General features: G+C 62.8%; 29 protein-coding genes and 2 tRNA genes. 12 read left to right on the top strand and 19 right to left on the bottom strand.

Annotated features, from left to right (window positions below):
* Positions 1–46 precede the first annotated feature (46 nt).
* The gene (locus HJD22_RS04715) at positions 47–982 is read right to left on the bottom strand and encodes a sodium-dependent bicarbonate transport family permease (RefSeq protein ID WP_208654375.1); all 936 of its coding nucleotides are present in this window, start codon (positions 980–982) and stop codon (positions 47–49) included.
* 127 nt (positions 983–1,109) lie between these two features.
* Here HJD22_RS04715 and HJD22_RS04710 point away from each other — a divergent pair, with 127 nt between their 5' ends.
* Entirely contained in the window at positions 1,110–2,075 is a 966-nt protein-coding gene (locus HJD22_RS04710) for a LysR family transcriptional regulator (RefSeq protein WP_208654374.1), read from the top strand.
* A 111-nt stretch (positions 2,076–2,186) separates the two neighbouring features.
* On the opposite strand, the gene HJD22_RS04705 is transcribed toward HJD22_RS04710, so the two are convergent.
* From HJD22_RS04705 to HJD22_RS04690, 4 genes are all read right to left on the bottom strand, one after another.
* Complete coding sequence (locus tag HJD22_RS04705; protein WP_208654373.1) at positions 2,187–3,503, bottom strand: esterase-like activity of phytase family protein; 1,317 nt, start codon at positions 3,501–3,503, stop codon at positions 2,187–2,189.
* A gap of 177 nt (positions 3,504–3,680) precedes the next feature.
* The gene (locus HJD22_RS04700) at positions 3,681–4,526 is read right to left on the bottom strand and encodes a substrate-binding domain-containing protein (RefSeq protein ID WP_340163035.1); all 846 of its coding nucleotides are present in this window, start codon (positions 4,524–4,526) and stop codon (positions 3,681–3,683) included.
* A gap of 26 nt (positions 4,527–4,552) precedes the next feature.
* A complete protein-coding gene (locus HJD22_RS04695; protein ID WP_208654372.1) occupies positions 4,553–5,305 on the bottom strand; it encodes an ATP-binding cassette domain-containing protein in 753 nt (250 codons plus the stop codon).
* Positions 5,302–6,006 carry an ABC transporter permease gene (locus tag HJD22_RS04690; protein WP_208654371.1) on the bottom strand — a complete coding sequence of 235 codons (705 nt, stop codon included), beginning with the start codon at positions 6,004–6,006 and terminating at the stop codon, positions 5,302–5,304. Before HJD22_RS04690 ends, HJD22_RS04695 begins: the two co-directional genes overlap by 4 nt.
* 192 nt (positions 6,007–6,198) lie before the next feature.
* On the opposite strand from HJD22_RS04690, the gene HJD22_RS04685 reads away from it, so the two are divergent.
* From HJD22_RS04685 to HJD22_RS04660, 6 genes are all read left to right on the top strand, one after another.
* Positions 6,199–6,726: an ankyrin repeat domain-containing protein gene (locus HJD22_RS04685; RefSeq protein WP_208654370.1), complete on the top strand. Its 528-nt coding sequence runs from the start codon at positions 6,199–6,201 to the stop codon at positions 6,724–6,726.
* A 448-nt stretch (positions 6,727–7,174) separates the two neighbouring features.
* Positions 7,175–8,233, top strand: coding sequence for a histone deacetylase family protein (locus HJD22_RS04680; RefSeq protein ID WP_208654369.1), 1,059 nt, complete (start codon positions 7,175–7,177; stop codon positions 8,231–8,233).
* Between the two features lie 44 nt (positions 8,234–8,277).
* Positions 8,278–8,634, top strand: coding sequence for a RidA family protein (locus HJD22_RS04675; RefSeq protein WP_208654368.1), 357 nt, complete (start codon positions 8,278–8,280; stop codon positions 8,632–8,634).
* A 1-nt stretch (position 8,635) separates the two neighbouring features.
* On the top strand, positions 8,636–9,577 hold the full coding sequence (locus HJD22_RS04670; protein ID WP_208654367.1) for an ornithine cyclodeaminase family protein: 942 nt from the start codon (positions 8,636–8,638) through the stop codon (positions 9,575–9,577).
* Positions 9,574–10,671: a class II histone deacetylase gene (locus tag HJD22_RS04665; RefSeq protein WP_208654366.1), complete on the top strand. Its 1,098-nt coding sequence runs from the start codon at positions 9,574–9,576 to the stop codon at positions 10,669–10,671. The genes HJD22_RS04670 and HJD22_RS04665 overlap by 4 nt, the downstream gene beginning before the upstream one ends.
* 35 nt (positions 10,672–10,706) lie before the next feature.
* A complete protein-coding gene (locus tag HJD22_RS04660; protein ID WP_208654365.1) occupies positions 10,707–11,681 on the top strand; it encodes a branched-chain amino acid transaminase in 975 nt (324 codons plus the stop codon).
* Between the two features lie 80 nt (positions 11,682–11,761).
* Here the strand turns inward: HJD22_RS04660 and HJD22_RS04655 are convergent, their stop codons facing one another.
* Positions 11,762–13,156, bottom strand: a complete 1,395-nt coding sequence (locus HJD22_RS04655) for a GntP family permease (protein WP_208654364.1) — start codon at positions 13,154–13,156, stop codon at positions 11,762–11,764.
* A 396-nt stretch (positions 13,157–13,552) separates the two neighbouring features.
* Here HJD22_RS04655 and HJD22_RS04650 point away from each other — a divergent pair, with 396 nt between their 5' ends.
* Positions 13,553–14,905: a Na+/H+ antiporter family protein gene (locus tag HJD22_RS04650; RefSeq protein ID WP_208654363.1), complete on the top strand. Its 1,353-nt coding sequence runs from the start codon at positions 13,553–13,555 to the stop codon at positions 14,903–14,905.
* A gap of 38 nt (positions 14,906–14,943) precedes the next feature.
* Here HJD22_RS04650 and HJD22_RS04645 read toward each other — a convergent pair whose 3' ends face one another.
* From HJD22_RS04645 to HJD22_RS04630, 4 genes are all read right to left on the bottom strand, one after another.
* Complete coding sequence (locus tag HJD22_RS04645; RefSeq protein WP_208654362.1) at positions 14,944–15,684, bottom strand: RNA methyltransferase; 741 nt, start codon at positions 15,682–15,684, stop codon at positions 14,944–14,946.
* Between the two features lie 130 nt (positions 15,685–15,814).
* The gene (groL, locus tag HJD22_RS04640) at positions 15,815–17,458 is read right to left on the bottom strand and encodes a chaperonin GroEL (protein WP_208654361.1); all 1,644 of its coding nucleotides are present in this window, start codon (positions 17,456–17,458) and stop codon (positions 15,815–15,817) included.
* A gap of 61 nt (positions 17,459–17,519) precedes the next feature.
* Positions 17,520–17,813 carry a co-chaperone GroES gene (locus HJD22_RS04635; RefSeq protein WP_208654360.1) on the bottom strand — a complete coding sequence of 98 codons (294 nt, stop codon included), beginning with the start codon at positions 17,811–17,813 and terminating at the stop codon, positions 17,520–17,522.
* Between the two features lie 198 nt (positions 17,814–18,011).
* Positions 18,012–18,545, bottom strand: a complete 534-nt coding sequence (locus HJD22_RS04630) for an FxsA family protein (RefSeq protein ID WP_208654359.1) — start codon at positions 18,543–18,545, stop codon at positions 18,012–18,014.
* A 178-nt stretch (positions 18,546–18,723) separates the two neighbouring features.
* Between HJD22_RS04630 and HJD22_RS04625 the strand changes: the two genes are divergently transcribed.
* Positions 18,724–19,485: an SDR family oxidoreductase gene (locus tag HJD22_RS04625; RefSeq protein WP_208654358.1), complete on the top strand. Its 762-nt coding sequence runs from the start codon at positions 18,724–18,726 to the stop codon at positions 19,483–19,485.
* Positions 19,486–19,519: 34 nt separating this feature from the next.
* Here the strand turns inward: HJD22_RS04625 and HJD22_RS04620 are convergent, their stop codons facing one another.
* Positions 19,520–19,786 (bottom strand): ComEA family DNA-binding protein, encoded by a 267-nt coding sequence (locus tag HJD22_RS04620; RefSeq protein ID WP_208654357.1) that lies wholly within the window; start codon positions 19,784–19,786, stop codon positions 19,520–19,522.
* A 202-nt stretch (positions 19,787–19,988) separates the two neighbouring features.
* On the opposite strand from HJD22_RS04620, the gene pyrF reads away from it, so the two are divergent.
* Entirely contained in the window at positions 19,989–20,702 is a 714-nt protein-coding gene (pyrF, locus tag HJD22_RS04615; protein ID WP_208654356.1) for an orotidine-5'-phosphate decarboxylase, read from the top strand.
* Here pyrF and lapB read toward each other — a convergent pair.
* The 3 genes from lapB to HJD22_RS04600 all read right to left on the bottom strand — a co-directional run bounded on the left by lapB (position 20,689) and on the right by HJD22_RS04600 (position 22,584).
* Positions 20,689–21,873 (bottom strand): lipopolysaccharide assembly protein LapB, encoded by a 1,185-nt coding sequence (gene lapB / locus HJD22_RS04610; protein ID WP_208654355.1) that lies wholly within the window; start codon positions 21,871–21,873, stop codon positions 20,689–20,691. The genes pyrF and lapB overlap by 14 nt on opposite strands.
* Positions 21,874–22,179, bottom strand: a complete 306-nt coding sequence (locus HJD22_RS04605; RefSeq protein WP_208654354.1) for a lipopolysaccharide assembly protein LapA domain-containing protein — start codon at positions 22,177–22,179, stop codon at positions 21,874–21,876.
* Between the two features lie 108 nt (positions 22,180–22,287).
* Positions 22,288–22,584: an integration host factor subunit beta gene (locus HJD22_RS04600; RefSeq protein ID WP_208654353.1), complete on the bottom strand. Its 297-nt coding sequence runs from the start codon at positions 22,582–22,584 to the stop codon at positions 22,288–22,290.
* A gap of 205 nt (positions 22,585–22,789) precedes the next feature.
* Here HJD22_RS04600 and HJD22_RS04595 point away from each other — a divergent pair, with 205 nt between their 5' ends.
* Positions 22,790–23,083, top strand: a complete 294-nt coding sequence (locus HJD22_RS04595) for a succinate dehydrogenase assembly factor 2 (protein ID WP_208654352.1) — start codon at positions 22,790–22,792, stop codon at positions 23,081–23,083.
* Positions 23,043–23,471: a hypothetical protein gene (locus tag HJD22_RS04590; protein WP_208654351.1), complete on the top strand. Its 429-nt coding sequence runs from the start codon at positions 23,043–23,045 to the stop codon at positions 23,469–23,471. The genes HJD22_RS04595 and HJD22_RS04590 overlap by 41 nt, the downstream gene beginning before the upstream one ends.
* On the opposite strand, the gene nadB is transcribed toward HJD22_RS04590, so the two are convergent.
* The 5 genes from nadB to HJD22_RS04565 form a co-directional block, all read right to left on the bottom strand.
* Positions 23,464–25,044, bottom strand: coding sequence for an L-aspartate oxidase (nadB, locus tag HJD22_RS04585; RefSeq protein ID WP_208654350.1), 1,581 nt, complete (start codon positions 25,042–25,044; stop codon positions 23,464–23,466). The genes HJD22_RS04590 and nadB overlap by 8 nt on opposite strands.
* A 73-nt stretch (positions 25,045–25,117) precedes the next feature.
* Positions 25,118–25,306, bottom strand: a complete 189-nt coding sequence (locus tag HJD22_RS04580; protein WP_208654349.1) for a hypothetical protein — start codon at positions 25,304–25,306, stop codon at positions 25,118–25,120.
* A 75-nt stretch (positions 25,307–25,381) separates the two neighbouring features.
* A tRNA-Leu gene (locus HJD22_RS04575) sits at positions 25,382–25,468 on the bottom strand.
* A gap of 29 nt (positions 25,469–25,497) precedes the next feature.
* Positions 25,498–25,571, bottom strand: a tRNA-Cys gene (locus tag HJD22_RS04570).
* Positions 25,572–25,758: 187 nt separating this feature from the next.
* Positions 25,759–25,914, bottom strand: a complete 156-nt coding sequence (locus HJD22_RS04565) for a hypothetical protein (protein WP_208656232.1) — start codon at positions 25,912–25,914, stop codon at positions 25,759–25,761.
* Positions 25,915–25,938: the final 24 nt, after the last annotated feature.

Below are 25,938 nucleotides of genomic sequence, written 5' to 3'. Positions count from 1 at the left end.
CCCGTGGCGGGCTCACGGGGCGGCAGAGAAAAGGGGGCGAGTGGTGCTACAGCCAGCCGATCACCTGATGGTAGAGCGGAATGCCGACGATCACGTTGAGCGGGAAGGTGAAGCCCAGTGCGGCAAGCATCGCCAAGCCAATGTTGGCTTCCGGGATGGCGGCTCGCATGGCGGCCGGCGCGGCGATATAGGAGGCGCTGGCGGCAAGGGCGGTGAGGATCAACAGCGAGCCCTCCGGCAGGCCGAGTGCCAGGCCGGTGAACAGGCCGGCCAGGGCCAGGATGGGCGGGGCGATCAGGGCGAAGCTGAGCAGCCGCCAATGGTGCCAGGGGATCGGGCGCAGCGTCTCCGCCGCGGTCAGGCCCATCTGCAGCAGGAAGAGAGCCAGTACGGCATGGAAGGCGCCCATGAACAGCTCGGTGACGTTGGCCCCCTCCAGCGGGCCGTACAAGGCGCCGATCACCGCACCGCCGGCGAGCAGGATCACCCCGCGGTTGGTGAGTGTCTCGTGCCAGATGCCCTGCATCGCTTCGCTCGAGTCACTGCCGCGATAGCGGCGGTAGAGGGCGATGCTGACCATGATCGCCGGCAGCTCCATCATTACCAGATAGAGGGTCACCTCGGCGCCGATGGGCAGGGCACGGCTCTCGGCGAAGGCCAGCGCCACCGCGAAGGTGCCGGCGCTCACCGAGCCGTAGTGGGCAGCGATGCTGGCGCTGTCGGCGGGGGAGAGCCTGACCAGGCGGCGCAGGATCGGCATCAGCACCAGTGGAATCACTGCGCCCAGTGCGGCCACCGCGAGCAGCTCGGGTACCAGCGACCAGCCCAGGTTGCCATACAGCGCCATGCCGCCCTTGAGACCGATGGTCAGCATCAGCAGCAGGCTCAAGGTGTCGTAGGCAGCCTTGGGTATGTTGAGATCGGACTTCACCACCCCGGCGACGAGGCCGAGCAGGAAGAACATCACCACGATATCGGGCATAGGAGTCTCGTTTGGTCAGGAGGCGGTCGGACGCGCGGATTGTGCGCAAGCTCACCCATCGAGACTAGTAAAAGATTCAGGCCTTCTCTATAGATGATACTCTATGGATTTGCCCTCGGAGGGCGGCATGAACGTTCGTCACCTCACGTTTCGCCTGTTGCAGGTCTATGTGGAAGTCGTGCGCAGTGGCGCCATCGGCGAGGCGGCACGGCGCCTGCATCTCACCCAGCCGACGGTATCGCAGCAGTTGAAGCGGCTGCGCGACACCGTCGGCGAACCACTGCTCGAGACGCGCCATTCACGCCTGGTGCCCACCGAGGCGGGGGCAGAGCTTTATCGCGCCTGCCAGGAGGTGCTGGGGCGCTTCGATGACTTCGACGACTACCTCACGGGGCTGCGCGGCGGCAGCCGCGGGCGCTTCAGCATCGCCCTGGTCAATACCGCCCAGTACGTGCTGCCGCGTCTGCTCGGGCCCTACAGCCGCGCCTTCCCGCATGTCGATGTCACCGTGCACATCGGCAACCGGCAGCAGATGCTGACGCGCTTCGAGCACCAGGAGGATGACATCTATGTCTTCAGCCATCCGCCCTCGCTGGAGCACGCCCTGGCGGCGCGCTTCATGCGCAACCCGCTGGTGCTGGTGGCCGGCCACGATCATCCCGCCGTCGGAGCGCGCGGCATCGCCATGGGCAAGCTGATCGCGGCGGGGCGTGACGAGCGCTTCCTGCTGCGCGAGCCCGGCTCGGCGACGCGCATGCTGTTCGACAGCTGGCTGCAGGCGCAGGGATTGAACCTTGGGCCGACGCTGCAGATGGCGAGCAACGAGGCGATTCGCGTCGGCGTCGCCTCGGGCATGGGGCTGGCGCTGCTCTCGGAACATGTGCTGCCGGCGGGGCAGCCCGGCATCGCCACGCTCGACGTCGCCGGGTTGCCGATCGAAAGCCACTGGCAGTTCATCGTCTGGCGTGGCCGGCGCCTGCCGCATGCCGCACTCGGCTTCCTGCGCTTCGCCGAAGGCCATATCGACGAGTGCGTCGAGCCGCGCTGGGTGTGCAACGAGATCGCGGGGCTGCTGGCATCGCTCGAGGCGTGATGCGCCTTCCGGGTGCTCAGGCCGGCGCGGAGGAGGGGGCTGGGATTTCGCCGGCGAAAGCAGCGTCCCGGACCGCCGGCGCACCTGGAGTACGACGACGGCCCGGGGCGTCTATCGGGCATTCAAGAAATCGGCGACATCGAGCAGAATGAACTCGTTGTCATCGACCCGGCCCGGTTCGCGGCCCACCGAGAAAGGATAGTTGTTGTCGTTAGCCACGACGATGGTGGTTTCGTCCACCCGGTCGACGTTCTCGATGGTGACGAAGGGGAAGGTGAACACGCCGTTGACGGTGCCGCGTGGCGCCACGCCATCGGGGTCCTCGATCTTCATGAGGTCGATATGGGCGATCTTTTCGAGTACGCCGTTTTCATCCGTCCGCTCCAGGTCGACCAGGTAGAGTCGCTTGAACTGCACCGGGTCGGTGAATTCAGCGATACGGGGATCGCCCTGGCGGGCATCGCGCTCGATGATCAGCGCGCGGGTTCCTTCGATGAGGTTGAAGTCGCCGATGGCGTGGGAGGCATCTTCAAGCGGGTAGTAGCGCAGAGTGTCGCCCCACTCGCCGGACACCGTGTCGAACTCGAACATGCGCAGCACCGGTATGCCATCGAGGGTTTCGACTGTTCCTTCCTCGGGCATCCAGAGGGGTTTTTCGAGCAATGGATAGAGCGTGGTGCCGTCCTCGTCCAGCGCCATGCCCTCATAGCCGCCGGAGCGGAAGACGCGCACGCTATCGGGCAGCGAGTCGCCGGGATTGGGGGTGTTCACGAAGAAGTTGTCAGGAGACTGTAGCAGCTCGCCGCCAGCATCGGAGGCGAAGACTCGCTGCACCACGCCTTTGGCGTCCACCTCGATCAACCAGGGGCCGAACTCATCGCCGATCCAGTAGTGGTCGCCCAGCGGCTGGATGGACTCGGGGTCGAAGTCAGCGCCAGTGAGGTAGCGACCTTCGGTATGCTCGTTGACGATGGGGAAGGGAACGGCGCGGTTGGGATCGGAGAGGAATATCGTCTCCTCGATCGCCACCTGTCCGGTGGTCCAGTCCGCCTCGACGATGCCGAACATAAGCATGGCGTCCGATGAGTTCCGCGAATTGCCGAAGCCATTGTCGATCATGACCAGAAAGCGGCCATCTCCCAGCGAGCGGATGCCGGAGAAGCCTTGCAGGGGCTGACCGGGGAACGGCATGCCAAGTCCTGTATCGGCATTGCGGATGGCATAGAGCGCCTCGCTGCGTTCGCCGTCGGTGAAGCGACCCGACACGTTGAGGCTCACCGGCGCGTCGGTGGGCGGCGCCACGAAGGTCTGGGCAGGAAGTTCGGCGTGTCCGGCAAGGCGTGCGGGAAATTCCCGCGTTTCGTGAGCCTGGGCTGCGGTGCCCAGCGCCACGACAGAAATGAATGAGAGCAGGCTTTGCCTGATCATGATGCCTCCTGACAAGTGATGGATGGAACGCGGGGGATTCAAGCCGCCCGGCGCGACGTCTAATTAAACGTCGTCTGAATGACGGTTTTGCGACGCCATCATGATGAAGCGATCGGGAGATAGGGCGGGGTGGGGGGCGTCGAGTCTTGCTGGCCGCTCGACGCACGAAGACGGGATTCAGTCGGCGTTGGGGAAGAACAGCTGCTGTTCGTTGAGGCGGAAACCGGCGATTGCCTGCTGCCCCTCGTCGGAGACCAGCCAGCGATGCCATTGGTCCGCCAGCTCGTGCTTCAGATGCGGGTGGCGTTCTCGGCTCAGCAGCAGGCTGCCGTACTGGTTGAACATCGCCTCGTCGCCCTCGAAGATGATCTCGAGGTCCTGGCGATTGTCGAAGGCGATCCAGGTGGCGCGATCGGAGAAGACATAGGCATCCATGGCGGCGGCAGTATTTAGGGTCGCGCCCATGCCGCTGCCGAGTTCGCGATACCAGCTGCCGCTGGACTCGATGCCGCCCGCTTCCCAGAAGCGCTGCTCGGCGCGGTGGGTGCCGCTGTCGTCGCCGCGCGAGGCGAAGGGCGCCTCGGCAGTCGCGATGCGCGCGAAGGCGTCGCTGGCGCTGTCGACGTGGCGCACCTCGGCGGGGTCGTCGCTCGGGCCGATGAGCACGAAGTCGTTGTACATCACATCGAGGCGCTCGCTGGCATCACCGTCGCTGACGAACTGCTCCTCGGCGCGGGTGTCGTGGACGAGCAGCGCATCGGCATCGCCGCGCCGGGCGATCTCGAATGCCTGCCCGGTGCCCACCGCGACGACGCGCACCTCGATGCCCGTGGCTTCGCGAAACGCCGGCAGGATGCTGGCGAATAGTCCCGACTGCTCGGTGGAGGTGGTCGAGGCCAGCACGATGTACTGCTCCTCGGCCTGGGCAGTTGCCGACAGCAGCCACGCGGCACCGGCCAGGACGTGCGCGCGGCCGAGCAGGCGCATGGAGCGTGAATGTGGCATGGGGCAAAACAGGGGCATGGCGTTCTCCTATAGAGGTATTCGGCTTACCAGAGCAGTTGGCCATTCAGGTAGGCTTCGGCTTCACGGCTTGCGGGGCGTGAAAAGAATCGTTCGGCGGAGCCTTGTTCGACCAGGCGGCCATTGGAGAGAAAGAGTACTTGATCGGCCAGGCGGCGCGCCTGGTGCAGGTCGTGACTGCTCATCACGATATGCGTGCCGGCACGATGGAACGCCTCGACCGCACTTTCCACGGCCCGGGTCGAGGCGGGGTCGAGCGCCGAGGTGGGCTCGTCGAGAAACAGCACCTGGGGTTCGAGGAGCCAGGCCCGCGCAAGAGCCAGGCGCTGCTGCTCGCCACCGGAAAGGACCCGCGCCGGACGCAGTGCCAGGCCGCTCAGGCCGAAGCGCGCGAGGACGGCATAGGCCAACGGCTTGCGCTGGCGCAGGGGCGTGCCCCTGACGGCCAATACATAGGTCAGGTTGGCCAGCGCCGTGCGCCTGAGCAGTACCGGACGCTGGAAGACCATCGCCTGGTGAGGCGCTGTCAGCGCACCGCTGCCACTGACACCGCGCCAGCAGATGGCACCGCTCGTCGGTATCAGCAAGCCGTGGCAGAGGCGCATCAGCAGGCTCTTGCCGGCGCCATTGGGGCCCATCACCAGGGTCTTGCCCTGGCCGGGTTCGAGCGTGAGGGAGATATCCGACAACAGTGCCTGGCCGCGATGCGTGAAGCCGACGCCCTCCAGGCTCAGCACCGGGGAGGTGCCGCGTTCGGCGATAGGCGGTATGGCACTCATCCCAGCCGCCTCTTGGCGCTTTCGCCGAGCAGGTAGGCAGCGCCATTCACCATCGCCACCAGGCACAGCAGCACCAGCCCCAGGCCGAGGGCCAACGGCAGGTTGCCGCGATTGGTCTCGAGCGCGATGGCGGTGGTCATCACCCGCGTCACGCCATCGATGTTGCCGCCTACGATAAGTACCGCGCCGACCTCGGCGCTGGCGCGACCGAAGCCGGCCAGCACCACGGTGGTCAGTCCGAAGCGGGCATCCCACAGCAGCGTTGGCATCATGCGCAGCCGTGACAGGCCGAAGGAGTGCAACTGCTCGCGATACTCGCCCAGCAGCTCTTCGACCATCTGCCGCGAGAGCGCGGCAATGATCGGCAGCACCAGCAGCACCTGGGCGATGACCATGGCGGAGGGGGTGAAGAGCAGCCCAAGGCTACCCAGGGGGCCGGCGCGGGAGAGCATCAGGTAGACCGCAAGCCCGGCGACCACCGGCGGCAGACCCATGAAGGCGTTGAGGATCACGATCAGGGTGCCGCGACAGGGAAAGCGCCACAGCGCGAGCGCCGCCCCCAGCGGCAGGGCAATCAACGCGGCAATCAGCACGGCGCTCAGCGATACCTGCAGCGATAGCAGGATGATAGCCATCAGCGTCGGGTCGAGGCTCAGCACCAGTTCGAGTGCCGTGTGGAAGGCGTTTTCGTTCGATGGCATCGAGGCTCCTCTGCGCCCTCTGCTTACGCTGTGTTGTGGTTGTCATGTATGCCGGCGCGTTTCTACCGCGTTAGAGGTATCGTGGCAACACCGCTTTTGCTATCAGGCCGATTGGAAGGCGGAAGCTGACGCGCAAAAGCAATTATGCCATGGTAAGTGAAGGAGCAATTTCGCGAATTGAGGGACAATGTGATGTCGACTGAACCTAGCAATCAGCAAAAGCCTGAACTTGACGATGAAACGATCGATTTCATCAATGCCGTACTCGACAATGCACGGCGTGGCGAGTCGGACGTGCTCGAAGAGATGCTCGCCAAGGGCCTGCCGCCCAACCTGTGCGACCACAAGTTGAACAGCATGCTGATGCTGGCCTGCTACCACGGCCATTTGGAAACGGTGCGCGTGCTGCTTAGCCATGGCGCCGACCCCGAGCTTCGCAACGACAACGGCCAGACGCCTATTGCCGGTGCCGCCTTCAAGGGCGACCTGGAAATCGTCAAGGTGCTGCTCGAGCATGGGGCGGATGTCGAGGGGGCCTCTCCCGACGGCAAGACCGCACTGATGCTGGCGGCCATGTTCAACCGCACCGAGATCATGGATCTGCTGATCGCCAAGGGTGCCGACCCCCAGGCGCAGGATGCTAAGGGCATGACCCCGCTGTCGCTGGCCCAGGCGATGGGCGCTGAGCAGAGCGTGGCCAAGCTGATCGGCACCGTCTAGCGAAGACGGTGTGCACTGTTTCCTCAATTGACGCTTCTGATGCTTGCGTTGCGTATATTTATTATCGAGCGCTGTTCGATAATGCCGCCTGCAGAGACACGATCCTGGATCGCACAGCATTCCGACTTGGGAGCGGAGGGGATAACGTTATGACATTACCCTCATGAGGAAACACCATGCGTATCGTAATACTGACCCTTCTTGCCTCCACCTGTTGCTGACGGGCTGCAGCGACAGCCCGGCACGCATCAAGTCCGAGCCCTGGTGATGATCGATGACCGCGATCATCACGGATCCCGCCACCGCTCCAGCCATGATCGCAAGGCGAGTTTCCGCCCGCAGGGGCAGGCCAAGAAGAGGCGCTGTAAGCACTTTCCAAGCCACCGGCGCTATCGTATGGTGGATGGAACGGCTGCCATCGCGACCGGTCCTGATGGAGAGACAAGCGTTGAAACTCTTTTATGCCGAACAACAGAGCGAGCATGCCCCGCCCACCTTTCTGTTGCGCGGCAAGCCCGCCCCCTCGCCGGAGCGCCCCGAACGGGCGCTCCGGCTGGTCAGGGCGATCGAGGGGATGGGGCTTGCAGTGACGGCGCCATCTGACCTCGACTCGCCACGTCTTCGCCAGCGGCTGGAGCAGATCCACACGCCGCGCTATCTGACCTTTCTCGAAACCATTCATGGACGTTGGCAGGCGCTACCCGGCGCTGCCGAGCTGGTCTCGCCCAACGTGCATGCCTGCGGTGGCGGGCACCACTATCCCGACCATCCGGTGGGACAGGCCGGCTGGCATCTGCACGACATGGCCTGCCCGATAGGCGCTACCAGTTTCGCCGGTATCCTTGCCAGCGCCGCCACCGCCCAGGCGGCGGCCGAGGCGGTGGTGGGCGGCGAGCGCTGTGCCTATGCGCTGTGCCGCCCGCCTGGTCACCATGCCGGGCCCGATCGTGCCGGAGGGTTCTGTTTTCTCAACAATTCGGCACTGGCCGCCTTGGTGCTGCGCGAGGTGCATGAGCGGGTGGCGATTCTCGACGTCGACCTGCATCATGGCAATGGCACCCAGGATATCTTCTACGCACGGGGAGATGTCTGGACCGGCTCGCTGCACGCCGATCCGTCGGCGTTCTATCCCTTCTTCTGGGGTGGCGCCGACGAGCATGGCGTGGGCCAGGGGCGTGACGCGAACGTCAACATGCCGCTGCCGCTGGGCAGCGACGGTCACCGCTTCATGCAGACGCTTGAGGCGCTGATCGAGGGCATGGAGGCGTATCGCCCCGGAGCGGTAGTGGTGGCGCTGGGGCTGGATGCGCACAAGGACGATCCGCTGGCAGGGTTTGCGCTTGAAACCGAGGATTTCGTGCGTGTCGGCGAGCGGCTTGGACGCCTGAGTACGCCAATCGTACTGGTCCAGGAGGGAGGATATCCCACCGAGAGCCTGGGCGCCAACCTGGCGGCGTTTCTCGACGGCTTTCGCCGTACCTTCTTCATTACCCACGACGAGGCCTGAGTGGCGCGTCGCAATGCAACATCATTCAAAGGAAACCTCTGAACATGTCGATTACCTATAGCGGTTCCAATGCCCGCATGAGCCAGTCCGTGGTCCACAACAATACCGTCTACCTGGCGGGCCAGGTGCCCCAGGATGGCGATGTCGGCATGCGTGTGCAGACCGAGCAGGTGCTGGCCAAGATCGACCAGCTGCTGGCCGATGCGGGTACCTCGAAGGAGAACCTGCTCTCGGCGCAGATCTGGGTCACCGACATGGCCGAGTTCGACGAGATGAACGCCGCCTGGGATGCCTGGGTCGCACCGGGACGTCCGCCGGCACGCGCGGCGCTGGAAGCCAAGCTGGCCAAGCCCGAGTGGAAAGTCGAGATCATGGTGATCGCGGCGCTGCCGGAGGCCTGACATGCGAATGATCACGGCGCCGGAAGTGGCGGCTTCGCTTGCCTGGCCGGCTCTGGTCGAGCGTCTTGGTCGCACCTTCCGCGAGGGGGTCGAGTCGCCGCCGCGGCATCACCATGCCATGCACCGCCACGATGGCGAGGCGACCATGCTGCTGATGCCGGCCTGGGAGGCGCGCGGCTATATCGGCGTCAAGATGGTCAATGTCTTTCCGCAGAATGCCGACCATGGGCTGCCGGCGATCGCCGGCGTCTACCTGCTCAGCGAAGGCGAGCATGGCCGGCCGCTGGCCTGTATCGAGGGCAGCGAGCTGACCCGGCGACGCACGGCGGCGGCCTCGGCGCTGGCCGCTCGTGAACTGGCGAGGCGCGATGCCGAAAGCCTGCTGATCGTCGGTACCGGCAAGCTGGCGCCGATGTTGATCGAGGCGCATGCGGCGGTACGCCCCATCAAACGTGTGCGTATCTGGGGGCGCAATCCGGACAAGACGCGGGCGCTGGCCGCCGAGTATGCGGGGCGCTTCGACTGCGCGGCGGTGGAGGATCTTGCCGCGGCCACGCGCGAGGCGGATATCGTCAGCTGTGCCACGCTCTCGAGCGAGGCGCTGATCCACGGGGAGTGGCTTAAGCCCGGCGCACATCTCGACCTGGTCGGGGCGTTCAGGCCGAGCATGCGCGAGTGCGACAGCGTCTGCCTGCAGCGCGGGCAGGTCTTCGTCGACACCTATGCCGGGGCCAGAGGCGAGGCGGGGGACATTCTCCAGGCCATCGACGAGGGTGCCTTTCGCTTCGAGCAGATCCAGGGTGAGCTTACCGAATTGATGCGCGGTGACAAGTCGGGGCGCGAGAGCGATTCGGCGATTACCGTGTTCAAGTCGGTGGGCGCGTCGCTCGAGGATCTTGCCGCCGCCATCGAAGTATGGGAGCGGCTTGAGGGTGCTGCGTGAGCACCGGCTTCTATTGGCACGAGCGCTGCTTCTGGCATGACCTGGGCGCCATCGGCGTGTTCTCGGCGCCGGGTGAGTTCCTGCAGCCGCAGCCCGCCTCGGAGAGCCCGGAGAGCAAGCGGCGACTGAAGAATCTGCTCGAAGTCTCGGGTTTGATCGATACGCTGGAGGTGATCAAGCCCGCGCCCGCCAGCCGCGAGGATCTCGAGCGATTCCACACCGCACGCTACCTCGATGCGCTGGAGGCGGGCGAGCGCGCTGGCGGTGGCAATGCCGGTGAATGCGCACCCTACCTGCCCGGCAGCCTGGCGGCAGCACGTCACTCGGCGGGGCTTGCCATCGCTGCCGTCGAGGCCGTGGCCAGCGGGCAGCAGCGCAACGCCTATGCGCTCTGTCGCCCGCCGGGGCACCACGCCGAGGCCGACCGGGGGCGCGGCTTCTGCCTGCTAGGCAACGTTCCGGTCGCGGTGATGCGGACACGTGCCCTGGGGCAGGTCAGACGAGTGGCGATACTCGACTGGGACGTGCACCACGGCAACGGCCAGCAGACAGCATTCTATGCCGATCCCGAGGTGTTGACCGTATCGCTGCATCAGGCCGCCAATTATCCCTTGGAGAGCGGCCTGTTCGAGGAGCGCGGCGAAGGGGCGGGGGTGGGGGCCAATCTCAACCTGCCGTTGCCGCCGGGCTGCGGGATCGGCGCCTACGCATATGCGATGCAGCGCCTCGTGCTGCCGGCCATCGAGGCGTTCGCGCCGGAGCTGATCGTGGTGGCCTGTGGCTTTGACGCCTGTGCCAAGGATCCGCTTGGCAAGATGCTGCTCAATAGCCAGGCGTTCAGCGACATGACCCGCGAGGTGATGGCGCTGGCGCAGCGCCTCTGTGACGGGCGGCTGGTGATGGTGCACGAGGGGGGCTACTCGGAGGGTTACGTACCGCTGTGCGGCCATGCGGTGATCGCCGCCCTCGCCAGCAGCGCGATCGAGGTGCCCGACCCGCAAAACGAGGAGATCGCCGCCTGGGGCTATCAGGCGCTGCAACCCCACCAGCGCGAGTTGATCGACGGTTGGGCTCGAGTGGCCCTGGCCGGGTGAAGGCCGAGATAATTCAATAACAGGGAAACAACTCGATGACGCCGCTATACGATCGCGATGGCCATATCTGGCACAACGGCGAGTGGCTGCCCTGGCGGGAAGCGCAGGTGCATCTGCTCACCCATACCCTGCATTACGGGCTGGGCTGCTTCGAGGGTGTGCGGGCCTATCACGGTCCGCGAGGCACCCATCTGTTTCGCGTCGCCGAACACACCCGGCGATTGCTTGACAGCACGCACAGCCTGGACATGCCGCTTGAGTGGACGGCCGAACAGCTGATCGAGACGCAGCGTGAATGCATCAGGCGCAATGGCCTGACGAATGCCTATCTCAAGCCTACCGTTTACTTCGGCGCTGAGGGGATGGGGTTGCGCGCGACCGGCCTGACCACCAACGTGATGGTGGCGGGATGGGATCTCGGCGACTATCTCACTGCCGAGAAGGCCAAGATCGGGCTGCGGCTGCTGACCTCCTCCTGGGCGCGTCACCACGTCAATATCAGCCTGTGCCGCGCCAAGACCAACGGACACTACGTCAACTCCATCCTGGCCTTGAATACCGCGATCAAGGCCGGTTTCGATGATACCTTGATGCTCGATCCCGAAGGCTATGTCGCCGAGGCCTCGGCGGCCAACGTCTTCATGCTGCGCGATGGCGTACTGCATACCCCGGAGATCACCTCCTGCCTGCAGGGCATCACTCGCGACAGCGTCATTCGTCTGGCGCGCGAGGTGCTGGGTGTCGAGGTGAGCGAACGTCGCATCACCCGCGATGAACTCTACACTGCCGACGAAGCGTTCCTGACCGGCACCGCCGCCGAGATCCTGCCGCTGCGTGAGCTCGACGGTCGTCATGTCGGAGGGCGCATAGCTGGCGCTCCTCGCGTCGATGAGCCCATCGGCGACGCGTCGGTGACGGCGCGCTTGCAGCGCCTCTATCGTCGTGTGGTGCGCGGCGATCTTGGCGACGATCTGACGGCGTATGAAGGCTGGCTGACTGCCGCCGGTTGACTCTCGATGAATAGAACAAGGCCCAGCGCATGCGCTGGGCCTTGTCGCTTGTTGCACCGGCGCCGCTCTAAGACGGATGTTCAGAAGCTGCCGAACAGGGTGCCGAGCGTGATGACCGTGATGAGTGCCGCTATCGGCACCAGCATGGTGACGACGGCGAGATTCAGATAGGACTGACGGTGGGTCAGGCCGCAAATGGTCAGCAGCGTGATGACCGCTCCTCCATGGGGCAGGGTATCCATGCCGCCAGAAGCGAGGGTCGCTACACGGTGCATCAGTTCAGGGTCGATCCCCTGAACCAGGGCCATCTGCATGAACTCTTCGCCTAGCGTCTCCAGGGCGATCGAGAGCCCGCCGGAAGAGGAGCCGGTGATGCCCGAGAGAACGCTCATCGCCAATGCTTCCGAAACCAAGGCGTTGTTGGGTGAAACATTGAGCACCGCGTCGCGAATGATGGCGAAGCCGGCAAGGCTTGCGACCACTGCGCCGTAACCCACTTCGGAGGCGGTATTGAATACCGGCAGCAGAGAGCCGAAGCAGCCCTGGTTGATGGTGCTCTTGAGATCTACCCAGTGACGCCAGCGTGTGACGATCAGCCAGGTCGAGGCGCTCAGCAGGGCGATCAGAATCGCCCAAAGGCCACTTTGACCGGAGGGCGAGACATTGTCGAAACGCTCGGTCATGTAGCCAAGCTCGAGGGCCGGGAAGACGCCATAGGTGAAGATGCCGTTGAGCGCAATCACCATCACCAAGGGAATCAGCGCCAGGGCGAGCGGCATGCTCGGTGGTTCATTGGCCTCGTCCCCCTCCTGCTTCTCGCGCTCGGTATGATGGCCATACCCTTCGCCGTTGGCATGGGCACGCTTGACGCGAGTCTGCAGGTAGTAGATGCCAAGCCCAAGAATGATCAGGGCGGCAATGATTCCAAGCCCCGGCGCTGCGAAGCTGTTGGTCTCGTAGTAGGGGATGGGAATGGCGTTTTGGATGGCCGGTGTACCGGGAAGCGCGGTCATGGTGAAGGTGAACGAGCCCAGCGCGATAGAGGCGGGAATCAGCCGCTTGGGAATCTCGGCGCTGCGAAACAGCTCACGGCTGATCGGGTAGATCGCGAATGCCACCACGAACAGCGAAACGCCGCCATAGGTGAGTATGGCGCAGGCCATCACTACAGTCAGTACCACATGGTGTGTGCCGAGCTTATCGACGATTCCTCTGGCAATGGCCTGCGCGGCACCGGAGTCGGCCATCAACTGGCCGAACAGCGCGCCGAGAAGGAACAGCGGGAAGAACTGAATGGCGTAATTGCCCAGCGCATTCATGAATGTATCGGTATAGAAGGGCAGCAGGTAGGCCGCCTCGCCTGATAGCAGTACCGCCAGCGCCGCCATCAGTGGGGCGAGGATCAGTACTGATATCCCGCGATAGGCGAGAAACATTAGCAAAAATAGGGAGATAACGATTGCAATCGTACTCATGTCGCATCCTTGGACAAGGGAAACGGGTGAGTATGGCAGCTTGGCTTGACGAGTTGAATAAGGCGATCAGGGAGAACTGCCGATACAAGAACGCCACGGCAAGTGTCCGTGGCGTGGCATGACTCCCTGGGCTTCTTCCTGTGCCTTGGCCCGTGGGCCATTCCTTGACGGCGCTTCCAGCACCGCTGCATCCGTGGCTGTGAGGTGGCAGTATCCCTTGCCTGATTGCATGCGAACAGCGTCATCATCACCCCCTCGCATGACAGCGGGATAACCGTTGCGTGACATTTAGATCACAGCGCTTATCGCTTCTCCATCCATCCCCGACGTTCCCCGCTTTCTGATAGAATCGCCGGCTTTCGAGCCCCCACGCATCAATTTCCTTGGAACGAACAAATGAATGCAGTGATTCTAGCCGTGTTGGTGATGGTGGGATTATCGCTGGCACGGGTGTCGGTGGTATTTGCGCTCATTATCGGAGCGCTGGTCGGTGGCCTGGTCGGTGGCCTGTCACTTGAAGATACGCTATCGGCTTTCAACGATGGTGTCGGAGGCGGGGCCCAGGTGGCGTTGGCCTACGCCACGCTAGGCGCTTTCGCCGTTGCGATCTCGCGCTCGGGTCTGCCGGACCTGCTTGCCGTGAAGCTCATACGTCTGCTTGGGCAGAATGCCACCCAGCAACACCAATCCATCGTCAAGTATCTGCTGCTGGGCGCCGTGCTGCTGGTCGCGATCTCCTCCCAGAATCTGATCCCGGTGCATATCGCTTTCATTCCGATCCTGATACCGCCCCTGCTCAAGATGATGAATCAGCTGCGCCTGGACCGCCGGGCGGTAGCCTGTGCGCTAACCTTTGGCCTCACCGCCCCCTATATGCTGTTGCCGGTGGGCTTCGGGGCGATATTCCTCAACGACATTCTGCTGGCCAATATCAATGGTGCCGGAGAGTCGCTGGGTCTGGAGATCAGTCGGGGCATGGTGCCGCTGGCCATGGGCATACCGGTGGCGGGCATGGCGCTGGGGCTTCTGGTGGCGCTGCTGCTGAGCTACCGCAAGCCGCGCGACTATGTCGCGCTCGATGCAGGCGCGGCCCCCCAGAAGACAGCGAACGGCGAAACGCTGCGCGAGATACGCCCTGTCAGCCTGATCATGGCAGTGGCGGCGATCGTTGCCGCCCTGGGCATACAGCTCTACAGCGGTTCGATGGTGCTGGGCGGACTGGTCGGTTTCGCACTGCTCTCGGTTGGCGGGATCTTCAAGTGGCGCGAAGCCGATGATCTGTTCACCAGCGGCATGCGCATGATGGCCCTGATCGGCTTCATCATGATCTCCGCCTCCGGCTTTGCGGCGGTGATGAACGCCACCGGCGAGATCGAGCAGCTGGTCGAGGGAGCCTTTGCGCTCATCGGCGACAATCGTGGTCTGGCGGCGCTGACGATGCTGCTGGTGGGGTTGTTCATCACGCTGGGGATCGGTTCGTCGTTCTCGACGATTCCGATCATTGCCGCGATCTTCGTGCCGCTGGCGGTGCAGTTCGGCTTCTCGTCGCTGGCCACGGTAGCGCTGATCGGTACGGCGGCGGCGCTTGGCGATGCCGGCTCGCCGGCCTCGGACTCCACGCTTGGGCCCACCTCGGGGCTCAATGTGGATCGTCAGCATGACCACATCTGGGATAGTGTGGTGCCGACCTTCCTGCACTATAACATTCCGTTGATCGGCTTCGGCTGGCTAGCGACGATGATACTTTGAAGCGCAATCGCAAGCGTGGCTGAGTCGCTTGGGTGGTGTTACTCCAGCGACTTCTTGCCACTTGCCTCCAGCGAGCCGAGAAAACCACGCAGTAGTGAAAGCTCCTTACGGCTTGGCTGCGCGCGGGCGAATAGCGCCTGGAGCTGTGCCTCGGTGCGGGCATGGGGTTGGGTCAGAAAACCACTGGCCTGCATGACCCGCGAGAGGTGCTCGTGGAAGTGCTGCATCTGTTCACGAGTCGGCGGTAGCTCTTCGCTCGGACGCTGATAGGCATAATTGCTCTGTGGCGTCTCGCGCCAGGCACGGAACACCTCGTAGGCGAGCACCTGGACCGCCTGGGAGAGATTGAGAATGCCATATTCGGGGTTGGCGGGAATGCTCACCTGATGGGTGCAATGGCCAATCTCGTCATTGGTCAGGCCCGAGCGCTCGCGACCGAATACCAGCGCTACTGGCCCCGCGCTGGCGTGGCTCACCACTGCCTGGGCCATCTCGTGTGGCTCGTCATAATGCGGCAGTGGTAGGCTGCGTAACCGAGCACTGGCACCGACCACCTGCACACAATCGCTCACCGCCTCCTCGAGGCTTCCCACCACGCGTGCGGCATCGACGATGTCCTCGGCTCCGGCCGCCAGGCGAGTGGCTTCCTGATCGGGAAAGCAGCGAGGATTGACCAGCACCAGTTCGCTCAGTCCCATGGTTTTCATGGCGCGGGCTGCCTGGCCGATATTGCCGGGATGAAAGGTTTGGACGAGGACGATGCGGATATTGGCGAGCATGTTCACTATCGAGCCGGTATGTAGGTTGGGTCGTGAGTGTACCGCAAACGAAAAACCCCGCCAGCATGTGCTGGCGGGGTGGTGCTTCCGGTCGGCCTGCTCAAAGGTGTCAGACCATTGGAAGGGCGTGTTACATCATGCCACCCATGCCACCCATGCCGCCCATGTCAGGCATACCGCCACCGGCTTCCTTCTCTTCCGGGTCGTCGGCGATCATGGCTTCGGTGGTGATCATCAGACCCGCCACTGAGCCGGCGGACTGCAGCGCGCTGCGAGTCACCTTGGCCGGGTCGAGAACGCCCATCTCGAACATGTCGCCATATTCGCCGGTCTGAGCGTTGTAGCCGAAGTTGCCTTCGCCATCCTTGACCTTGTTGAGGATCACGGACGCTTCCTGACCGGCGTTGGTCACGATCTGACGCAGCGGTGCTTCCATGGCGCGCAGCGCGATGGCGATACCGTGGGTCTGGTCTTCGTTATCGCCCTTGAGCTCCTTGATCTTGGTCAGGACACGTACCAGGGCAGTACCGCCACCAGGTACCACGCCCTCTTCGACGGCGGCGCGAGTGGAGTGCAGGGCGTCTTCGACGCGTGCCTTCTTCTCCTTCATTTCCACTTCGGTGGCGGCACCGACGCGGATCACGGCAACACCGCCGGCCAGCTTGGCGACGCGCTCCTGCAGCTTCTCGCGATCGTAATCGGAGGAGGTATCCTCGATCTGGGCACGGATCTGGTTGACGCGTGCTTCGATGTCGCCTTCGTTACCGGCACCATCGATGATGGTGGTGTTCTCTTTGGACATGGTGATGCGCTTGGCGCTGCCCAGGTGATCCAGGTTGGCCTGCTCGAGAGAGAGACCGACCTCTTCAGAGATCACGGTGCCGTTGGTCAGGATGGCGATATCCTGCAGCATGGCCTTGCGACGATCACCGAAGCCGGGCGCCTTGGCGGCCGCGACCTTGACGATGCCGCGCATGGTATTGACCACCAGGGTGGCCAGCGCTTCGCCTTCGATGTCTTCGGCGATGATCGCCAGCGGCTTGCCGGCCTTGGCGACGGCTTCCAGCACCGGCAGCAGCTCGCGGATATTGGAGATCTTCTTGTCGACCAGCAGCAGGTACGGGTCTTCCAGTTCCACCGCCATGGTGTCCTGGTTGGTCACGAAGTAGGGCGACAGGTAGCCGCGATCGAACTGCATGCCCTCGACGACTTCCAGTTCGTCTTCGAAGCCACGGCCTTCGTCGACGGTGATGACGCCTTCCTTGCCGACCTTTTCCATCGCTTCGGCAATGATCTCACCGATGCGTGAATCGCCGTTGGCGGAGATGGTACCGACCTGGGCGATCGCCTTGGAGTCGGTGCAGGGCACGGCCAGAGCCTGAATCTCTTTCACCGCTGCGATCACGGCCTGATCGATGCCGCGCTTGAGGTCCATCGGGTTCATGCCGGCGGTCACGCCCTTCATGCCCTCGTTGACGATGGACTGGGCCAGCACTGTCGCGGTGGTGGTACCGTCACCGGCGACATCGGAGGTCTTGGAAGCGACTTCCTTGACCATTTGAGCGCCCATGTTCTCGAACTTGTCCTTGAGTTCGATCTCCTTGGCGACGGAGACGCCATCCTTGGTCACGGTCGGGGAGCCGAAGGACTTGTCGATGACCACGTTGCGGCCCTTGGGACCTAGGGTGGCCTTCACGGCATTGGCGAGAACGTCGACGCCACGGGCCATGCGCTTACGAGCATCGTCGGAGAACTTGATCTGTTTCGCTGCCATTTTTCGATCTTCCTACTGTTAATTCGAGAAAACTTGAACAGTCACTGCAAGGAGAAAAGTCTTAGCCTTCCACTACCGCGAGGATATCGCTCTCGCTCATGATCAGGACTTCTTCGCCGTCGATCTTTTGCTTCTCGACGCCGAAACCATCCTTGAAGATCACGGTGTCGCCAACCTTGACGTCCAGCGGGCGTACTTCACCGTTTTCGAGGATCCGGCCATTGCCGACTGCCAGGATCTCTCCGCGAGTCGGTTTTTCCTGGGCATTGCCCGGAAGCACGATGCCGCCAGCTGTCTTCTGTTCTTCTTCCACGCGACGGACGACCACACGATCGTGCAAGGGACGGATGTTCATTGCTTACGTTCTCCTGATGGTTTGCTGTGTCATGGCGAACCATGACGGGTCCATAGCACTGCCGGAAGCGGGCTTCCGGAGCGAAGGCGGATGCCTTCCTTGTCAATGGCGACAGACGCTTGTCTGCCGGCCGAAGCTTGTCTCTGCCCCAACAGTGGGGGCTGGGCGATACCTTTCAAGTGTCGCCGATAAAAAAAATTACCTGCGAGTACGCGGGCGTGGCTCGTCATGGGCGATGAAGTCGCCCTCCAGCGGTTTGCCCTCCTGTGACGAAGTGTCATGGGAGGCGTCGCGGAAAGCTCGCTCATCGGACTGATGCCATTCGTCGCCTGAATGGGTTGGCCTCTGCGACGAAGTGCCGCTGCGGTAATGAAAGCGCTGGACGCGCGGCCCTAGCCTTGCCAGCAGCAGGCCCAGCACACGGCGCGCACGCGGTAGCAGGCACATGAAGCCCAGTGCGTCGGAGAGAAAGCCCGGGGCCATGAGTAGCGCACCGCCGAAGATCATTGCCGCGCCCGTCATCAGTTCCGACGAAGGGAGCTCACCGTTGGCCAGACGCTGCTGGGCGCGTTGCAGCGTTGCGACCCCTTCGCGCCGGACCAGGTGCAGGCCGATGAAGCCGGTTCCCAGCACCATGACGAGTGTCGTCAGCAGCCCTATCTTACTACCGACGGAGAACAGGATGACAAAATCGAGGAGAGCGAAAACGGTAAAAAGTAGAAGGAAGGGCATGGCAGCTCCATGGGCGTCGTTACGCTTCTAGATGGGTCTTCGGCACTTTTATTTCAAGTCTACGCTGACAGGGTCGATAGTTTGTATCGATACGGCCTTGGTTGAGCGTTATTTTTCGGCCGTGCTAGAGCAAGATATGTTGCGGTGCACAATAAGGTCCGGCTGAGAAGAGAAAGGCATGCAATTGAATGACGCGGTAATCGCAATTACAGGAGGCGCGCGTGGGCTTGGGTTTGCCATGGCGACGCTGCTGGGCCAAAAGGGCGCGCGCATCGCCTTGCTGGATCTGGAGCACGAAGCGCTCGATACGGCAGCCAATCACCTGCTCGACAAGGGTGTCGATGCCAGTGTGTTTGCGGTCGATGTGGCCGACGAGCACTCGGTCGAGCTGGCATTTGCCGATATCGCGGCCAAGCTCGGGCCGGTGCAGGGGCTGGTCAACAATGCCGGCATCACCCGCGATGGGCTGCTGATCAAGGTTCGCGATGGCAAGGTGGAGTCGACCATGTCGCTGGCCCATTGGCAGCAGGTGATCGACGTCAACCTGACCGGGGTGTTTCTGTGCGGCCGCGCCGCCGCGGCACAGATGGCCGCAGCCGGGCAGGGCGGGGTGATCGTCAATATCTCGAGTATCTCCCGCGCCGGTAACATGGGGCAGAGCAACTATGCCGCAGCCAAGGCTGGTGTGGCCGCGCTGACCGTGACCTGGGCCAAGGAACTTGCTCGATACAATATTCGTGTGGGAGGCGTGGCGCCGGGCTTTATCGAAACCGAGATGACTTCCGCCATTCGCCCCGAGATGCTCGAGAAGATCACCAAGGGCGTTCCGTTGGGGCGGTTGGGACAGCCGGAGGATATCGCGCAGAGCGTGGCGTATATCTTCGAGAATGACTATTTCTCGGGGCGCATCATCGAGTGCGACGGCGGTCTGCGCATCTGAACGGGACTGGGCGGTCTGACGACCGCCCGTCAGCTCAGAATTCGATCTGGTCGCGCATCTTCTCTACGGTCGCGTTGCCGATACCGCTAACGCGAGTCAGGTCCTCCGCGTTTTCGAAGTTGCCGTTCGCCTCGCGCTCTTCAATGATCGCTCTGGCCTTGGCGGCACCGATGCCCGGCAATTCGGCAAGCAGCTCTGCATTCGCGGTGTTGACGTTGATCGGGGCGATCTCTTGGGCGAAGCTCAACGGGGAAGCGGCAAGCAGTAGGCTGAATGCCAAGGCTTTGAGTTGCTTTTTCATCTTAACTCCTATTATGCGTTCTTTTTGATGTGGCGTTACCCTGCGCTGTCACAATAAAAGTCTTATCGGCTTTTTTTGCGTCGCCATTGATGACATGTGTTGTAAGCCAAATAGAACATGCGATGCGCGACATCGGCGTTAAAAACGTTGAGGGAACAGCTGGTATACTGGCGTCAGATCCGACCGTCAGAGAGTCCTCACGATGCCGACCCTTTCCCCCCTGATCATTGCCCTCGATTACGCCTCCCAGGACGCGGCCCTGTGCATGGCCGATCGCCTCGATCCATCGCGCTGCCGGGTCAAGGTGGGCAAGGAGCTCTTCACCCGAAGTGGTCCGGCGATACTCGAAGCTCTGCATGGGCGCGGCTTCGAGGTGTTCCTCGATCTCAAGTACCACGACATTCCCAACACCGTGGCGAGCGCCGTGCAGGCGGCGGCCGAGCAGGGGGTGTGGATGGTCAATGTCCACGCCTCGGGGGGGCGGCGGATGATGGAGGCTGCTCGCGAGCGGCTCGAGCGCCATGCGCTGAAAACGCACTTGATTGCGGTGACGGTGCTCACCAGCATGAGTGCCAGGGATCTGGCCGAGATCGGCGTGACGGCGTCGCTCGAGACGCATGTCGAACACCTGGCACTGCTGGCACGGGATAGTGGCTTGGATGGTGTGGTGTGCTCGGCCCAGGAGTCCGCACGGCTTCGAGAACGCTGCGGCGAAACGTTTCTCAAGGTGACACCGGGCATTCGCCCGGCCTCGGCCGTTGCCGATGATCAACGCCGCATACTGACACCGAGCCAGGCCATGACGGCGGGTAGCACGCATCTGGTGGTGGGGCGCCCGGTGACCCAGGCTGAGGATCCGATGATGGCGCTCGAAGCGATACTCGCCGAACTGGCGGAGAGCTCTAGTCGCCCTTGATGCCGGTGATCGGTCGAGTCGACCCCCAGGTCTGGCAACGCGGGCACTGCCAGTGCAGTTGCTGGCCATCGAAGCCGCAGCGCTGGCAGCAGTAGCGTGGCGTGGTTTCAAGCAGCGCCTGGGTGTGGCGCTTGAGCAGTACCATGTGTCTGCCGTCATCGCCTCGCCCAAGCTCGCTCTGGTAGAGGTCCATCAGGTAGTCGATACCGCGCAGACTGGGTTCCCGGTTGAGCTGTTCGCTCACGAAGGTGGCGGCGGCGCGGCTGCCTTCGCGTTGCTGGATGCACTCGGCAAGCATGATCACGGCGCTGATCGAGGGAGTGCGTTCAACCAGTTGCCGAAGCGTCTTCTCCAACCCTTCGGGATCCTGGAGCATGCGATAGGCATCGCGCATCGGCTCAAGCACCATGGGTGTGAATGCCTGGTCTTGATCGGGCACGCGCTTGAGTAGGCGAATTTCCGCCTTGTAGTGGCCGGTATCATGCTCCAGGCGCGAGAGAAGCCAGTTGGCACGTACGCAGCTAGCGTCGATCGAGAGCGCCTGACGCAGACGCTTGCGTGCCATGGCGGGGCTTGAAGAGCTTCTGTCCAGCTCGGCCAGCTCGCACAGCCAGTGGGCAGCGGCGCGTCGAATGTCCTCATGCTGACGCACCATCACGGGTTGCGCCACCTCCAGGGCGGCCTGCCACTCCTTCTCGCGTTCGAGCAGTCCGATCAGCAGGCGCTTGGCCGACTGGCGAATGCTGTCGTCCAGAGCATCGCGTACCAGTGCATGGAGTAGCCGCTCGGCACGATCGAGCAACCCCAGGTGCAGAAAATCCCGCGACAGCTCAAGCTGCACGGTATGGCTCTGGAGGGTGGTCAGGGTGGGGCGGGCGAGCAGGTTCTGATGGATCTTGACGGCGCGATCCGCCTCGCCTCGGCTGCGGAAGAGATTGCCTAGCGCGATATGGGTTTCGATGGTGTCGCTGTTGACCTCGAGTGCTGCTACGAACGTTTCGATGGCGCGATCGGGCTGCTCATTGAGCAGGTAGTTGAGGCCAACGAAGTAGTCCCGCGACAGGGCGGGCTGCCGGGACTCGGGAAGATGGCGCCCCGAGTCCCGCCGGCCTAGCCACCAGCCGATGGCTACCGCCGACAGCAACAGAGCCAGCAGCATCAGGTCGGGCATTTAAGGCAGTTCCTTTAGCTCCTGAATGCGCAGGCGGTCGAGCTCCTTGCGCTGCTGTTGATTGTGCCGCTGGGCACGGGTCAGCAGCGTACGTAGGCGCAGATATACCCCGGTCATGGCCAGCATGCCGAGCAGGACGCCGCAGGTAAGCGCGGCCAGCAGCCACACCGAGAGCGATGCCGCAGGCAGTTCGAGCCATATCAGGTTGAGCGGAAGCGGCTGTTGGTTGTTGACGGCGAACAGAATGCCGATCAGCAGCACGGCAAGAAGAATAATCGCCAGAATCACGCCTTTTAGCCAACGCATGGTGGTTTCCTTTATCTATCGATGACGGTTGCTGGCGCGGGGCGCCTGCAACCGTACAGCTCCCTTCCCGCCAATCGTGCCGGGCTTGCGTCACTGATACAAGCATCTTCAGTAACCGAGCGCCCGACTGGCATTGACCTGTTCTCGCAACTCCTTCCCCGGCTTGAAGTGGGGTACGAACTTGCCATCGAGCTCCACTGCATCGCCGGTCTTTGGGTTACGGCCGACGCGAGGTTCGCGATAGTGCAACGAGAAACTGCCAAAGCCACGGATCTCCACTCTGCCCCCATCGGCCAGCGCATCGGTAATGTCATCAAGAATGATACGCACGGCAGCTTCGACTTCCTTGATCGACAGCTCGGGTTGTCGCATTGAGATTTGCTCGATCAACTCGGATTTGGTCATTGTTTCTCTCCATGCGGCGGCGCCATTCGGTTTATGGCTTGGCCGACGTTGTTCTTTTCCCCAGCATACTGTGCAAACCGTGACAAAACAACGGACTAGGCGGCCGAGGTTGGCTTGCGTGCCGCCAAGCGTCTGACTGGCTGTGTGGTGTCACCCGGGCTCGGGTATACTGGCTGTCATATCCATTGACTCATTGAGGCCGACGTTGAGCGAAGAACCAACCTTCAGCGAAATAAACCGCAAGCGTCTTTACTGGCACTCTCGACGGGGCATGTGGGAGCTCGATCTGCTGCTGATTCCGTTTCTCGAGCATCGCTACGATGCGCTGGACGACGCAGATAAGGCCGCCTACGAGTCGTTGATTCAGGAGGAGGATCAGGATCTTTTCGTGTGGCTGATGCGCCGCGACTGGCCGGAGGACCCGGTGCGCCGCCGGCTCGTGCAGATGATCGTCGAGTATGCTGAAACCACCGATAACGATCAGTATCGTACCCTCTAACTGGGCACTGGTGAGCCAGGCAGGGCTAGCCGGAGCGATCGTCCTGCTGCTGCTGATGGTCGCCCCGCTCTGGCATGCCGCCGGGGCGACACTGTTGCTGGGTGCGGTCATGATAAGGTGGCGGTGGAGCCAACCAACTTGGCAGTTGCGTCGGTTGGGAGGGGGTGTCGGTGCGTCACAGTGGGAGTGGCGTGAGACTGCTTCGCAGGGCGAAGAGAAGACCTGGCAGCGTGCCCAGCTTCAGGTGATCTACCTGGGTCCTTGGCTGATAGGCCTGAAGCTCAATGGACGTCTCTACTGGCTATGGCCGGATAGCGGTAATGGTGTGGCGTTGTGGGAGCTGCGCCGCGAGCTGCTTTTCCAAACTCATGACACCTCGCTCAGCTGAGCTCGGGCGCGAGCGAGGCCCGTGATACGTGGCGCTCGCTTTGCAGCCTTTCAGGACAGTCGAGATTGTAGTGCAGACCGCGAGATTCGCGACGCTCGCTTGCTGTCCTCACGCTCATGATGGCGAGGCGCACCGCGTGATGCAGGCTGGTCAATTGAAGCGTGGGCTGGTGATGCCGATAGAGATGACGGCACTCGATGGCCAGGCGCGTCAATTCTCTTAACGCCTCGGCGATCCCCGCGTCATGGCGCACGATACCTACCTTCTGACTCATCAGTTGCCTGACCTCGTTCATCAATGCATCGACATACTCCGGGGCGGCAGCCCCGCCCTGGACGATTCGGCGCGGCGTTATCGTCGCGTCGGAGGTCGGGCGTGGCTTGCGTAGTGCCCGCGCTGCGGCTCGCGCGAATACCAGGCACTCGAGCAGGGAGTTGCTGGCCATTCGGTTGGCGCCGTGCAGCCCCGTGCAGGCGACTTCGCCGATCGCATAGAGGTGCGGTACCTGGCTTGCACCACTGAGGTCGGTCACGATGCCACCGCAGCTGTAGTGGGCGGCGGGTACGACGGGAATCGGCTGTCTGGTGATGTCCAATCCGCGTGACTGACAGTGGGCGTGTATGGTTGGGAAGAGGCGCTGGATCGTCGCCGCAGGCAGGTGAGAGATATCCAGCCATACATGTTCATCCCCGGCCCGCTGCATCTGTGCATCTATCGCGCGCGCGACGATATCGCGTGGAGCAAGCTCGCCGCGCTCATCGATGTCGGGCATGAAGCGCTGGCCTTGCAGATTGCGCAGTATCCCTCCTTCGCCACGTATCGCCTCACTGATCAGGAAGGGAGGACCATCAGGATCGAACAGGCAGGTGGGATGGAATTGCTGAAATTCGAGATTGGCAAGCTCCGCCCCAAGTTCGGCGGCCATCAGCATGCCTTCACCGCAGGCCGGTAGCGGGCTGGTGGTGTGCCGGTAGAGGCCGCTGGCGCCACCGGTGGCTAGCACGACATCACTGGCATAAAGAAGACGCATGGCGCCTTGGGCATCGATGCCCTGGATGCCCCGGCAGTGACCGGCGACATCGGAGAGCAGGGCGCTGGCGCTGATGTCACGGCGAAGGGTGATGCCGGGGTGACCCTCGGCGTGGGCGAGCAGGGTATCGATCAGCGCTCGGCCAGTGGCATCGGCGGCGTGGATCACACGCCTTGCCCCATGGCCGCCTTCCCGGGTGAGGTGGTAAGGGTAGGACGGATTGGCGCTCTCGTCCCGGGTGAATGCCATGCCCTTGGCCAGCAGCCAATCGATGGCGCCGGGGCCTTGGGTCACGGTAAAGCGAACGGCGGCCTCATCGCATAGCCCATCCCCTGCCACCAGGGTGTCATGGACATGCGCTTCGATATCATCCTGTGGGGAAAGCACCGCGGCGATGCCTCCCTGGGCCCACTGGCTGGCGCCGTGGTCATCCGCGTCGGGGCGCAGCAGCGTGACGCGCCGGGCGCCAGCGACTTCCAGCGCAAGCGTCAGCCCGGCCACGCCGCCGCCAATGATCACTACATCATGTTCGCTCTGGTGCATCGTCCTCGACTCTGACGTCATTCAGCAGAGCGATTCTATACGTATTTGCTGCCAAGCGGGATAAGGACGCGATTCAGCTCAACGCATGGATACGACGATGCACGTAGCGTTTCTTGAGGCCAAAGACCACGGCGCTCATGACGATCACCAGTAGGACATCCACCCAGCGGAAAAGCCCCGGAGTATCTTCCATGATAAGGCGGATGGGGTCCGGATCGAGATGGCAATCAATCAGCGTGGCTGCCCGTTTTTTTCCTGTCATTAAATGTCTTGAGAGACTCGAAAGAAAAAAGGGGATGAAGCAGGTGAAGTTCAGGGGGAGGTCGCAGGAAGGCGCTGGTGCCCGGAGCCGGGGTCGAACCGGCACGGTGTTGCCACCGAGAGATTTTAAGTCTCTTGCGTCTACCAATTTCGCCATCCGGGCGGGATAACGCGAGGGGATCAATCGAAAAATGGAGGCTGGAGTCGGAATCGAACCGGCGTACACGGAGTTGCAGTCCGCTGCATAACCACTCTGCCATCCAGCCTCTGGGGATCGTGCCTAGGCACTGGAGCGGGAAACGAGATTCGACCGGGCTGGCGTACCAGCTTGCGCCCCGTTGCTCTGCTCTCATCCATCGGGTTTGGAGCGGGAAACGAGATTCGAACTCGCGACCCCAACCTTGGCAAGGTTGTGCTCTACCACGATAGCTCAGTTGGTAGAGCAAATGACTGTTAATCATTGGGTCGCAGGTTCGAGTCCTGCTCGAGGAGCCAATCAGTTGCAGCCTCTTGTACTGGATATGGCAGCCCTGCCATGCCGCTTTTCTGGTTAAGATACCAGCCAGTAGACAATGCTTTCTTGCAAGCCATACCTTGGAACAGCGCCATGAGCTCTTCCTTCTTTCTTAAAGA

The organism is Halomonas sp. TA22 (genome assembly GCF_013009075.1).
Lineage (GTDB): Bacteria > Pseudomonadota > Gammaproteobacteria > Pseudomonadales > Halomonadaceae > TA22.
The sequence above is the reverse complement of the archived record's forward strand: the minus strand, read 5'-3'. Positions and strand labels throughout refer to the sequence as shown.

What these genes read in the sequence shown, in the direction of transcription:
- HJD22_RS04715 (WP_208654375.1), bottom strand. Translation starts at nt 982, where the DNA reads ATGCCCGATATCGTGGTGATGTTCTTCCTGCTCGGCCTCGTCGCCGGG.
- HJD22_RS04710 (WP_208654374.1), top strand. Translation starts at nt 1,110, where the DNA reads ATGAACGTTCGTCACCTCACGTTTCGCCTGTTGCAGGTCTATGTGGAA.
- HJD22_RS04705 (WP_208654373.1), bottom strand. Translation starts at nt 3,503, where the DNA reads ATGATCAGGCAAAGCCTGCTCTCATTCATTTCTGTCGTGGCGCTGGGC.
- HJD22_RS04700 (WP_340163035.1), bottom strand. Translation starts at nt 4,526, where the DNA reads ATGCCCCTGTTTTGCCCCATGCCACATTCACGCTCCATGCGCCTGCTC.
- HJD22_RS04695 (WP_208654372.1), bottom strand. Translation starts at nt 5,305, where the DNA reads ATGAGTGCCATACCGCCTATCGCCGAACGCGGCACCTCCCCGGTGCTG.
- HJD22_RS04690 (WP_208654371.1), bottom strand. Translation starts at nt 6,006, where the DNA reads ATGCCATCGAACGAAAACGCCTTCCACACGGCACTCGAACTGGTGCTG.
- HJD22_RS04685 (WP_208654370.1), top strand. Translation starts at nt 6,199, where the DNA reads ATGTCGACTGAACCTAGCAATCAGCAAAAGCCTGAACTTGACGATGAA.
- HJD22_RS04675 (WP_208654368.1), top strand. Translation starts at nt 8,278, where the DNA reads ATGTCGATTACCTATAGCGGTTCCAATGCCCGCATGAGCCAGTCCGTG.
- HJD22_RS04670 (WP_208654367.1), top strand. Translation starts at nt 8,636, where the DNA reads ATGCGAATGATCACGGCGCCGGAAGTGGCGGCTTCGCTTGCCTGGCCG.
- HJD22_RS04660 (WP_208654365.1), top strand. Translation starts at nt 10,707, where the DNA reads ATGACGCCGCTATACGATCGCGATGGCCATATCTGGCACAACGGCGAG.
- HJD22_RS04655 (WP_208654364.1), bottom strand. Translation starts at nt 13,156, where the DNA reads ATGAGTACGATTGCAATCGTTATCTCCCTATTTTTGCTAATGTTTCTC.
- HJD22_RS04650 (WP_208654363.1), top strand. Translation starts at nt 13,553, where the DNA reads ATGAATGCAGTGATTCTAGCCGTGTTGGTGATGGTGGGATTATCGCTG.
- HJD22_RS04645 (WP_208654362.1), bottom strand. Translation starts at nt 15,684, where the DNA reads ATGCTCGCCAATATCCGCATCGTCCTCGTCCAAACCTTTCATCCCGGC.
- groL (WP_208654361.1), bottom strand. Translation starts at nt 17,458, where the DNA reads ATGGCAGCGAAACAGATCAAGTTCTCCGACGATGCTCGTAAGCGCATG.
- HJD22_RS04635 (WP_208654360.1), bottom strand. Translation starts at nt 17,813, where the DNA reads ATGAACATCCGTCCCTTGCACGATCGTGTGGTCGTCCGTCGCGTGGAA.
- HJD22_RS04630 (WP_208654359.1), bottom strand. Translation starts at nt 18,545, where the DNA reads ATGCCCTTCCTTCTACTTTTTACCGTTTTCGCTCTCCTCGATTTTGTC.
- HJD22_RS04625 (WP_208654358.1), top strand. Translation starts at nt 18,724, where the DNA reads ATGCAATTGAATGACGCGGTAATCGCAATTACAGGAGGCGCGCGTGGG.
- HJD22_RS04620 (WP_208654357.1), bottom strand. Translation starts at nt 19,786, where the DNA reads ATGAAAAAGCAACTCAAAGCCTTGGCATTCAGCCTACTGCTTGCCGCT.
- pyrF (WP_208654356.1), top strand. Translation starts at nt 19,989, where the DNA reads ATGCCGACCCTTTCCCCCCTGATCATTGCCCTCGATTACGCCTCCCAG.
- lapB (WP_208654355.1), bottom strand. Translation starts at nt 21,873, where the DNA reads ATGCCCGACCTGATGCTGCTGGCTCTGTTGCTGTCGGCGGTAGCCATC.
- HJD22_RS04605 (WP_208654354.1), bottom strand. Translation starts at nt 22,179, where the DNA reads ATGCGTTGGCTAAAAGGCGTGATTCTGGCGATTATTCTTCTTGCCGTG.
- HJD22_RS04600 (WP_208654353.1), bottom strand. Translation starts at nt 22,584, where the DNA reads ATGACCAAATCCGAGTTGATCGAGCAAATCTCAATGCGACAACCCGAG.
- HJD22_RS04590 (WP_208654351.1), top strand. Translation starts at nt 23,043, where the DNA reads ATGCTGAAACCACCGATAACGATCAGTATCGTACCCTCTAACTGGGCA.
- nadB (WP_208654350.1), bottom strand. Translation starts at nt 25,044, where the DNA reads ATGCACCAGAGCGAACATGATGTAGTGATCATTGGCGGCGGCGTGGCC.
- HJD22_RS04580 (WP_208654349.1), bottom strand. Translation starts at nt 25,306, where the DNA reads ATGACAGGAAAAAAACGGGCAGCCACGCTGATTGATTGCCATCTCGAT.
- HJD22_RS04565 (WP_208656232.1), bottom strand. Translation starts at nt 25,914, where the DNA reads ATGGCGCTGTTCCAAGGTATGGCTTGCAAGAAAGCATTGTCTACTGGC.